The organism is Streptomyces sp. NPDC001515, assembly GCF_053597115.1.
In genome coordinates this window covers 1-1458 of record NZ_JBSFHN010000090.1, presented here as the reverse complement: position 1 = coordinate 1458, position 1458 = coordinate 1, and the positions used below count along the sequence as shown (strand labels likewise).

Below are 1458 nucleotides of genomic sequence, written 5' to 3'. Positions count from 1 at the left end.
CTAGTACTCCAGTCTGACTTCGCGATCTTGCTGGTGGACCCGGCTGGAAACGGGTACGGCCACCGCGTGATCATCGGGGGTTGTGTGGACTCCTGAAGATCGTGCGGTGGCCGCAGGCCATAGCGTAGACCCTGCCCGCTGGCGGGCGATGTTCGACCAGGTCATGGCCCGGATCGCGGGCCGGTTCGGGCGAGTTGAGCCCCGGGCAACGGCCCGCGCCTACTTGCTCGGACTGCTGTCGAGCGTCGAGCGGAAGAACTGCTGGCAACTGGCCGAACAGGCCGGCCATGCCCGGCCCGGGCCGATGCAGCGTCTGCTGCGCTACACACGCTGGGACGCCGATGCCGTCCGCGACGACCTGCGTGCCTACGCCGTCGAACACCTCGGCACCGACGGCGGCGTTCTGGTCGTCGACGAGACCGGCTTCCTGAAGAAGGGCCGGTCCTCGGCGGGAGTGCAGAGGCAGTACACCGGCACCGCGGGACGCATCGAGAACGCCCAGGTCGGCGTGTTCCTCGCCTACACCACCGAGCGGGGACGGGCCCTGATCGACCGCCGCCTCTACCTGCCCGAGCACTCCTGGTCCGACGACCCCGAACGCCGCACCGCGGCCGGGATACCCGAGACGGTGCAGTTCGCCACCAAGCCCCGCCTGGCCTCGGAGATGATCGACGCCGCGCTGGACGCCGGGATCACCACATCCTGGGTGACCGGCGACGAAGCCTACGGCCAGGACCCCCAACTCCGCGCCGCCCTCGAGGCCCGCGGCACCGGCTACGTGATGGCCGTCGCCTGCTCCATGCGGGTGAGGATCAACCACGGCCGCACACCCATCCGCGCGGACACCGTCGCCGGCCGCCTGCCCGCCACCGCCTGGCAGCGCTACAGCGCCGGCAACGGCGCGAAAGGCCCGCGGTACTACGACTGGGCCTGGATCCACATCGGCACAGACAGCCACCGGCACCTGCTCATCCGACGCAACCGGACCACCGGCGAACTCGCCTTCTACCTGTGCTGGTCACCAACCGACGTGCCCCTGCCCGAACTGGTCCGCGTCGCCGGTATCCGCTGGAGCGTCGAGGAGTGCTTCCAGGCCGCCAAGGGCCAGGTCGGACTCGACCATTACCAGGTCCGCAACTGGACCGCCTGGCACCGGCACATCACCCTCGCCATGCTTGCCCTGGCCTTCTTGACCGCCCTCGCCGCCGACGCGGCCCCCGAACGGCTCCATGACGCACCCCACCCCGCCCCCAGCCGCGATCCGATCACGCTGACCGTCCCGGAGATCCGACACCTACTCGCCACGGTCCTCGGCCCACCAGCCGCGACCGTGACCAGACTGCTGCACTGGTCCACCTGGCGTCGGCGCCACCAGGCAACAGCCCGGCACAGCCACTACCGACGACGAGCCGCCGACGAACCCGCTGGATAGATCACGAAACCGCACTGGAGTACTAG

General features: G+C 69.8%; 1 pseudogene. It reads left to right on the top strand.

Annotation, left to right across the window (positions count from 1 at the left end):
- Positions 1-148: 148 nt before the first annotated feature.
- Positions 149-1228, top strand: a pseudogene (locus ACWCXC_RS37435) (IS701 family transposase); the annotation flags it as partial.
- Positions 1229-1458: the final 230 nt, after the last annotated feature.